This window comes from Mucilaginibacter sp., from assembly GCF_036383575.1.
Lineage (GTDB): Bacteria > Bacteroidota > Bacteroidia > Sphingobacteriales > Sphingobacteriaceae > Mucilaginibacter.
The window spans coordinates 1-7735 of record NZ_DASVOB010000659.1; the positions used below are offsets into that span (position 1 = coordinate 1).

Here is a 7735-nt window from a genome sequence, read left to right on the forward strand (position 1 = left end):
GGCAAATTTGGGATCTTTAAATAGTTTGAAGGCGTTCAACCCCAATGAGTCTACAAATGATTTGTTGGTTGTTTTGGCAGAAAGCGGTGGGCATTTAGGAAGACTGAATGAATAAATGCCAAGCGCAAGTGCTACAGCCGAAGCTATGTAAAACTGGTTTGGCGAAGTTTCGTTATGCGTTAGGCTAACCGTCCATAATGCCGCAATGAACCCGATAGTTCCCCAGATCCTGATAGGAGGGTAATCCTTAACAACATCTTTATTATTGCTTTTTAATGCCGAATATGCTACTGTTATAGACAGCGAAAGGGTTGGCATATAAAAGATCATGTTGATCAATATCACCCAAAAAAAGGCAGATGGACTGGTGATTAAAGGTAGGGTAAATAAAGATGCCGCGCCTAAAATATGCATTACACCGTATAGTTTTTCGGCATTGATAAATCTATCAGCTATAATGCCGGTAAGGGCCGGCATAAATATGGCCGAAATACCCATGGTACTGAAGATAGCCCCGAATTGCGCGCCCGACCAATGTTTATCCTGAAACCAGTATGCTCCGATGGTAAGCAACCAAGCCCCCCATATAAAAAATTGCATAAAATTCATCAGTATTAAGCGGAACTTAATATTCATACGGTGCCTGGTTTAAATAAATTTAGTCAGTGTTAAATTAAAAGTGGAAAGTAGTGAAATAAATGTAAATCAGAAAACTACCGTTACAGAAATTACGTTTGTTAAACAGAAACCCGGGATTGAGTTTCTGTTATGTATTAAAAGTCGATTGAAATTTTGTTTTAAAAAGAGCAGTAGATAAATCCGAAATCGAAAATTCGAATCCCGAAATTATCAGGATGCTTTACGTTTATTCAGCTCATCGCGGATCTTGGCAGCTTTTTCGTATGATTCTTCGGCAAGTGCCTCCTGGAGTTTGGTCTTGAGTTCTTCGGTACTGATGGAGGCATAGCCGCTTACCGATGTACTAACCGATTTTTCTTCGGGCGTCTCATTGATATTCTCTAAATAAACAAAGTCGTTGCCTTCAATAACAATACCCGCCGTTGAAAGAATAAATTCATAAGTGAAGATAGGACAGTCAAAGCGTACAGCTACGGCAATGGCATCAGAAGTGCGGGCATCTATCTCTACAGAGCGTTTGCCGTCGCTGCAAACCAGTTTGGCGTAAAATATACCATCCACTAAATTGTAGATGATCACTTCCTGCACCTCTATCTGGTAAGCCTGGGCAAAACTCTTGAACAGATCGTGTGTGAGCGGACGGCTTGGGGTCATCTTCTCTATTTCGATAGCAATAGCCTGGGCTTCAAAGCTGCCTATGATGATAGGCAAACGGCGGCGGCCGCTAACTTCGCCCAAAACAAGTGCATATGCGCCTGATTGGGTTTGACTGTACGATAAGCCGACAATATCAAGCTTTATTTTTTTCATGTTATTCCCCATCACCCTGTATTTATGCTGAAGCTTTATATTCTTTAACGGCTGCTATTAATTTAGGGAGTACTTCAAATGCATCGCCTACAATCCCGTAATCAGCTACCTTAAAAAACGGAGCTTCGGGATCTTTGTTTATTACTACGATAACTTTTGATGAACTTACCCCGGCCAGGTGCTGAATAGCACCTGAAATACCGACTGCAATATACAAATTTGGACTGACAGCTATACCGGTTTGTCCAACGTGTTCACTATGCGGTCTCCAGCCTGCATCTGATACTGGTTTGGAGCAAGCTGTGGCAGCGCCTAAAAGCTCTGCAAGTTCTTGTATCATGCCCCAATTTTCAGGGCCTTTTAAACCACGACCTCCGGAAACAACGATCTCGGCATCGGGCAGGGAGACTTTATCAGTTGAACGAACGATCTCTTTGATCATTGCCTTAAAGTCGGATGCTTTGGTTTCTACGCTGAAATCCTCAACCTGGGCAGTGCCGCCTGTTTCAACTACTTTATAGGAGTTGGGTACAAGCGCAATAACTTTGATAGCCGAAGTAAGCTCAACGATAGCAAAAGCTTTGCCCGAAAAGGCCGTTTTTTTTACTTTAAATGAGCCGCCAGCTTGTTCAGGTAAAGCAACCGCTCCGTCGGCAACACCGGCTTCCAGTTTTACGCCGATGCGGGGGGCCAAACCACGACCCGAAAAAGTGTTGGATAATACCACGACTGCTGAGCCTTCTTTTTTAGCAGCTTCGGCTATAACAGAGGCATAGGCCTGGTTTACAAAATCCTTTAGCTTATCACCGGATACGTTAAGCACTTTATCAGCGCCATATTTACCCAATGAGGCCAATTCGCCGCTGTCAACATTGCCTATTGAAACAGCGGTAAGTGAAGTGTTATTTTGATCGGCAATGGCGCGGGCATAGGAAACGGCTTCAAAAATTGATTTTTTGAATTTGCCCCCGGCATTTTCCGCATATATTAAAACTGACATAGTTATCTGTTAGTGATTTAGATCATAAATTATATAACACGCGCTTCGGTATGCAATAGTTCAACCAGTTTGGCTGTATCATCGGCAGGTATAAGTTTTACCTGTCCGCGCGGAGCAGGTGTTTCATAACTGATAATTTCCGAAAAGGTTTTCACTTCAACCGGTTCTATAACAGCAAGCGGCTTGGTTCGGGCCGACATGATACCGCGCATGTTAGGTATTTTGGGTTCAGCTACTCCTTCGGCAGTACCTGCGACAAACGGATAGGGGATAGTTAAAACTTCTTTACCGCCTTCAATTTCGCGTTCAACGGTTGCTTCGGTGTCAGTAGAGTCTAATTTTTTGATAATGGATACTGAAGGCAAATCGAGCAACTCGCCAAGCATACCGGCAACTTTTGATCCGTTATAATCAATCGATTCGCGACCGGTCAGGATCAGGTCGAAAGGATTTGCTTTTACATATTGCGCAACCTGATAGGCTACATACCAGGCATCGTGCGGTTTAGCGTTTATTCGCATCGCATCGGTAGCGCCAATGGCCAGGGCTTTACGTATCGTGGCTTCTGTATTTGCCTCCCCAACATTAATTACAGTTACTGTACCTTTACCACCGTCGGTTAGTTCAATGGCGCGCGCAAGTGCTATTTCATCATAAGGGTTAAGGATAAACTGTACCCCGTTTGTATTAAATTGCGTGTTATTATCAGTAAAAGTTATTTTTGTGGTGGTATCAGGAACATTACTTACACATACCAGAATCTTCATATCAATAGGTTTTTGCAAATTTAGTTAAAAAAGATAGAGTTTAAAATGGAGTTAAGCAGATTGAATAAGCTGTTGGAATTTATAAAAAATGAACCGGATGACGAGTTTCTGAAATATGCCCTGGCAACAGAATATCTGCGTCTGAATGAGACAGATAAGGCCCTTTCCTATTACGAAGATCTGGTAAATAACCACCCCGGTTATACTGGCACCTATTATCATTTAGGCAAACTTTATGAAGCTTTGAACCGTAAAGATGATGCTATCAGAACCTATGAAAACGGCATGAAAGTGACCAAAGAAAAGCGTGACAACCATACTTTTTCTGAATTGCAGGCTGTATACAGACAGGCAATGGGTTTTGAAGAAGACGATGACGATTATTAGTAGTTCATAGCTAATGGTTCATAGTTCATAGTTGCTCGGGAGGGATTAGTTCTTCCATGAACCATGAACTATATGCTATGATCTGCCTGCTATGAACCATCTTCCATGAACTATGAACTTCTTTAAAGAATGAAAAAACGGCAACTTATATTCCTTCGGGATGTGCTGATATATACCTTTACCGCTTTTGGCGGGCCACAAGCCCATATTGCGGTTTTACTGCGTGAATTTGTCGAAAAGCGGAGGTATATTACCGAAGATGAGCTAATGGAACTCAATGCTTTATCGCAGGTATTGCCCGGGCCGTCATCAACCCAAACACTGGTTGGGATAGCCTGGAAAGTAGGTGGGCTCAGGCTGGCTATTATCACCTTTTTGATCTGGATCCTGCCTTCAGCTATTATTATGTGTATGGCTGCTATCAGCTATAATATGTTTGCCAACAAGGCCAAATTTGCACATGTAATTAGTTACATACAGCCTATGGCTGTTGGTATAGTTGCTTACGCAACTTACACGTTTGCCAACAAATTTTTGAAAACCAGGATTAGCACCATGCTCGCTATTGGGTCGTTGATCGTGACACTGATCCTTCAAAATGCTTATGCTTTCCCGATACTGATATTGCTTGGCGGTATCATTTCATCAGCCATGGAAACCCAGCAACATGAAAACGAATTGAGGGTAAAGCTGTATTCAAACGTAAACCCTAATAAGGTGGCTTACTTTATTGGCATCCTGCTTTTCTTTGCAGCTTTGGGTTCAGTAGTAAATCAAACATCGCCATTCAGCTTACCGATCCGTTTGTTTGAAAACTTTTACCGCAATGGTATCCTCATTTTTGGAGGAGGGCAGGTGCTTGTGCCGCTCATGTATACCGAATTTGTTGAGGTTAAGCATTATTTAGGCCGGTCGGAGTTTTTATCGGGTTATGCTTTGCAGCAGGCTTTACCCGGACCTACATTTTCATTTACATCGTTTTTGGGCGGGATCACACTTGGTAACAAAGGCTACAACGTTTGGGGGCAGATCATTGGCAGCCTGGTTGCTGTTATCGGTATCAATACACCGGGCCTTATCCTGATCCTTTTTATTGTACCGTTTTGGGAAGACCTGAAGAAGATAACACGTATAAAAAACTCCCTGAGTGGTATCAATGCCGTAGCGGTAGGCTTTATGGCAACTGCGTTGATCTTACTGGTAAAACCCTTTGGTTTAAACTGGATGGCTTACGTACTAATGACCGGCACATTCCTGGTGCTGCATTTTACCAAAATAAAAACACCGATAGTGATCATTATCGGTGTGGCTTTGGGGATGATATTTTAGCCCCCCTGCCCCCTAAAGGGGGAGCTTACTTGCAATGAGTAATTCTTTTGCTTTAGTAGTATACAATAAAAGCTTTGCTGGTAGCAAAGCTTTTATTGTATTTAATATCATCTATTTGAAACTCCCCCTTTAGGGGGCAGGGGGGCTTAAAATGGCGGTTCGTCGTCAATATCGTCCATTCTTGAAGGACGGATAATGAAGTTGCTTTGTTTTTCAAAATCCTGTGAAGGGGCAAGGCCTGCAAAAGCATTACCTGCGGGAGGAGGGAAGCCGTCCATACCTTCTTCAAGGTTGGCGAACTTAACGTATTTACCCACAAATTTTAGTCGTACAGTACCTGTTTCACCGTTACGGTGTTTGGCAATGATAACCTCGCCTACGCCCTGGGTTGGGTTGCCATCCTCATCTTCTGTTAAACCGTAATATTCCGGGCGATACAGGAATAGCACCATGTCGGCATCCTGCTCAATAGCGCCCGACTCACGTAAGTCTGAAAGCATTGGCCTTTTTGAGTTACCCGGCCTGCTTTCAACCGCACGACTTAACTGCGAAAGTGCGATCACCGGCACGCTGAGTTCTTTGGCAACCGATTTTAAAGCACGAGAAATGCTACTGATTTCCTGTTCTCGGTTACCGCCGCCGCCTTTACCTTCGGCTTTACCATGCATTAGCTGTAAGTAGTCAATGATGATCAACTGAATATCATATTGCGATTTCAAGCGGCGACATTTTGCCCTGAACTCAAAAATATTTAGCGCTGGGGTATCATCAATGATAAAGGTAGATTTTTCAAGTCTGCCTATCTTAGAGTGTACTTGTTGCCATTCCCACTCTTCAAGTGTGCCTTTACGTATTTTTTCCTGTTCTATTTCTGCTTCACCGGCTATCAAACGATTAACCAACTGTACCGACGACATCTCCAGCGAAAACACTACAACGGGTTTGTCAAAATCAACTGCCGCGTTACGGGCACAACTTAAAACGAAGGCTGTTTTACCCATCGCCGGACGAGCTGCTATAATCACCAGATCTGATTTTTGCCAGCCTGAGGTCATCCGGTCAAGGCCGGTGAAGCCAGAGGCAACACCTGTTAAACCGTCTTTTTTATCCTTCAGGGCTTCAATATCTCTCAAAGCCTCATGAACAAGATCATCCATATTACGGGCATCGCGGCGTAAATTGCTCTGTGCAATTTCAAACAGATTTTTTTCGGCCATGTCCAGCATGTCAAATACATCGCTGGTATCTTCATAAGCGGCGTTGATCACTTCGGTAGAGATACGGATCAGCTCGCGCTGGATAAATTTCTGAATAATGATACGTGAGTGAAACTCGATATTGGCGGCTGATGCAACGCGGCTGGTAAGCTCAGTAATATAATAGGCCCCGCCAACCATTTCGAGATCACCTAATCTACGCAATTCCGCAGTTACAGTTAGGATATCTACAGGCTGTGTTTTTTCAAATAGCAGTTTTATTGCCGAGAAGATCTTTTGGTGATTGGTTTGGTAAAAAACTTCGGGCTTTAAAACGTCAATAACTGATGAAAGTGCATCTTTCTCCAGCATAAGTGCACCCAAAACAGCCTCTTCCAAATCAGTGGCCTGCGGTTGTAATTTACCACCTGCAATGAAAGGAGTTGGATTAGCGATCCGGTTACGGCGTTCAAATGTGTTCGGCTTGTTATACTGGTTGTTATTCTCAAAACTCATAAGGGTACAAAAATATACAAAAAATGCTTCGACCGGCAAAGTAAACACCTAACATAGTGTATCGGCATTTTAAAATAATCATACACAGGGTGATAATTTAAAGGTTTTTAATAAACACCCGAGTGTGGATAACTTTTTAACGAAATACAGGTGGGTTGATTTTCAGGCAATTGAACCAATGTTAATAAAGTTTTGAAATGTTGATAGCATCCGCACTCAAATCCTTTTAAACCCAAAAGGGTTATCAGTTCAATAAGGGCTTAATCAATTAATATAGCTACTTTTGCCAAAATTCAAATCATAAAATGGCATTTAATTCAAGGCCTCAGCGCGAAAGCAATCAAATGGTTTTTGGTATCAGGGCGGTAGTGGAAGCTATCCGTTCGGGTAAGGAGATCGAGGCATTATTTATACAAAGGGGCATTAGCGGCGGCCTGATCCAGGAGCTTAAAGAGTTAATGAACGAGTACCAGATAACGGCACAACAGGTTCCCGTTGAAAAACTTAACCGCATTACCCAGAAAAACCACCAGGGGGTTATAGCGGTAATTTCGCCTATTGTTTATCAAAAAATAGAGAACATTATCCCGGAAGTATTTGAGAAGGGGGAAACACCGTTAATTTTAGTTTTAGATAGCATTACCGATGTTCGGAACATGGGTGCTATTGCCCGCACTGCCGAATGTGCGGGTGCGCATGCTATTGTTATACCGGCCAAAGGTTCGGCCCAGATCAATCCCGATGCTATTAAAACTTCGGCGGGCGCTTTATACAAGATCCCTGTTTGCCGCCATGATAATTTTATGCAAACCGTACGTTTTCTGCAGGAATCGGGTTTGCAATTGGTTTGCTGCACCGAAAAAACACAAGACAATATTTATAAACCAGATTATACTGCACCTACAGCTATCATTATGGGGTCAGAAGAAGATGGTATCCGTAACGAGATCATCCGTATCTCCGATCACCTGGCCAAGATCCCTATGTTTGGCGAAATAGAATCGCTAAATGTATCGGTATCGACCGGGGTAATTTTATATGAGGCGGTGAGGCAGCGCTCGGCGTTGAGTTAATTAGAGATTGAAGGTTAG

The 7735-nt window shown here is 42.9% G+C and carries 8 protein-coding genes; 3 read left to right on the forward strand and 5 right to left on the reverse strand.

The window, feature by feature from the left end:
• The 4 genes from VF500_RS23130 to VF500_RS23145 all read right to left on the reverse strand — a co-directional run.
• On the reverse strand, window positions 1-636 hold a 636-nt coding region (locus VF500_RS23130), incomplete at its 3' end, for an MFS transporter (RefSeq protein ID WP_330861942.1).
• A gap of 213 nt (window positions 637-849) precedes the next feature.
• Window positions 850-1449 (reverse strand): bifunctional nuclease family protein, encoded by a 600-nt coding sequence (locus tag VF500_RS23135; protein WP_121229084.1) that lies wholly within the window; start codon window positions 1447-1449, stop codon window positions 850-852.
• A gap of 22 nt (window positions 1450-1471) precedes the next feature.
• Window positions 1472-2449: an electron transfer flavoprotein subunit alpha/FixB family protein gene (locus VF500_RS23140; RefSeq protein ID WP_330861943.1), complete on the reverse strand. Its 978-nt coding sequence runs from the start codon at window positions 2447-2449 to the stop codon at window positions 1472-1474.
• 29 nt (window positions 2450-2478) lie between these two features.
• The gene (locus tag VF500_RS23145) at window positions 2479-3216 is read right to left on the reverse strand and encodes an electron transfer flavoprotein subunit beta/FixA family protein (protein WP_330861944.1); all 738 of its coding nucleotides are present in this window, start codon (window positions 3214-3216) and stop codon (window positions 2479-2481) included.
• 45 nt (window positions 3217-3261) lie between these two features.
• Between VF500_RS23145 and VF500_RS23150 the strand changes: the two genes are divergently transcribed.
• Together VF500_RS23150 and chrA are read left to right on the forward strand one after the other, a co-directional pair.
• On the forward strand, window positions 3262-3603 hold the full coding sequence (locus VF500_RS23150; protein WP_330861945.1) for a tetratricopeptide repeat protein: 342 nt from the start codon (window positions 3262-3264) through the stop codon (window positions 3601-3603).
• Between the two features lie 129 nt (window positions 3604-3732).
• Window positions 3733-4932, forward strand: coding sequence for a chromate efflux transporter (gene chrA, locus VF500_RS23155; protein ID WP_330861946.1), 1200 nt, complete (start codon window positions 3733-3735; stop codon window positions 4930-4932).
• 146 nt (window positions 4933-5078) lie between these two features.
• Here chrA and dnaB read toward each other — a convergent pair whose 3' ends face one another.
• Window positions 5079-6644 carry a replicative DNA helicase gene (dnaB, locus tag VF500_RS23160; RefSeq protein WP_330861947.1) on the reverse strand — a complete coding sequence of 522 codons (1566 nt, stop codon included), beginning with the start codon at window positions 6642-6644 and terminating at the stop codon, window positions 5079-5081.
• Window positions 6645-6949: 305 nt separating this feature from the next.
• Between dnaB and rlmB the strand changes: the two genes are divergently transcribed.
• Window positions 6950-7717, forward strand: a complete 768-nt coding sequence (gene rlmB, locus VF500_RS23165) for a 23S rRNA (guanosine(2251)-2'-O)-methyltransferase RlmB (protein ID WP_330861948.1) — start codon at window positions 6950-6952, stop codon at window positions 7715-7717.
• Window positions 7718-7735 lie beyond the last annotated feature (18 nt).

What these genes read in the sequence shown, in the direction of transcription:
- rlmB (WP_330861948.1), top strand. Translation starts at nt 6,950, where the DNA reads ATGGCATTTAATTCAAGGCCTCAGCGCGAAAGCAATCAAATGGTTTTT.
- chrA (WP_330861946.1), top strand. Translation starts at nt 3,733, where the DNA reads ATGAAAAAACGGCAACTTATATTCCTTCGGGATGTGCTGATATATACC.
- VF500_RS23140 (WP_330861943.1), bottom strand. Translation starts at nt 2,449, where the DNA reads ATGTCAGTTTTAATATATGCGGAAAATGCCGGGGGCAAATTCAAAAAA.
- VF500_RS23135 (WP_121229084.1), bottom strand. Translation starts at nt 1,449, where the DNA reads ATGAAAAAAATAAAGCTTGATATTGTCGGCTTATCGTACAGTCAAACC.
- VF500_RS23150 (WP_330861945.1), top strand. Translation starts at nt 3,262, where the DNA reads ATGGAGTTAAGCAGATTGAATAAGCTGTTGGAATTTATAAAAAATGAA.
- dnaB (WP_330861947.1), bottom strand. Translation starts at nt 6,644, where the DNA reads ATGAGTTTTGAGAATAACAACCAGTATAACAAGCCGAACACATTTGAA.
- VF500_RS23145 (WP_330861944.1), bottom strand. Translation starts at nt 3,216, where the DNA reads ATGAAGATTCTGGTATGTGTAAGTAATGTTCCTGATACCACCACAAAA.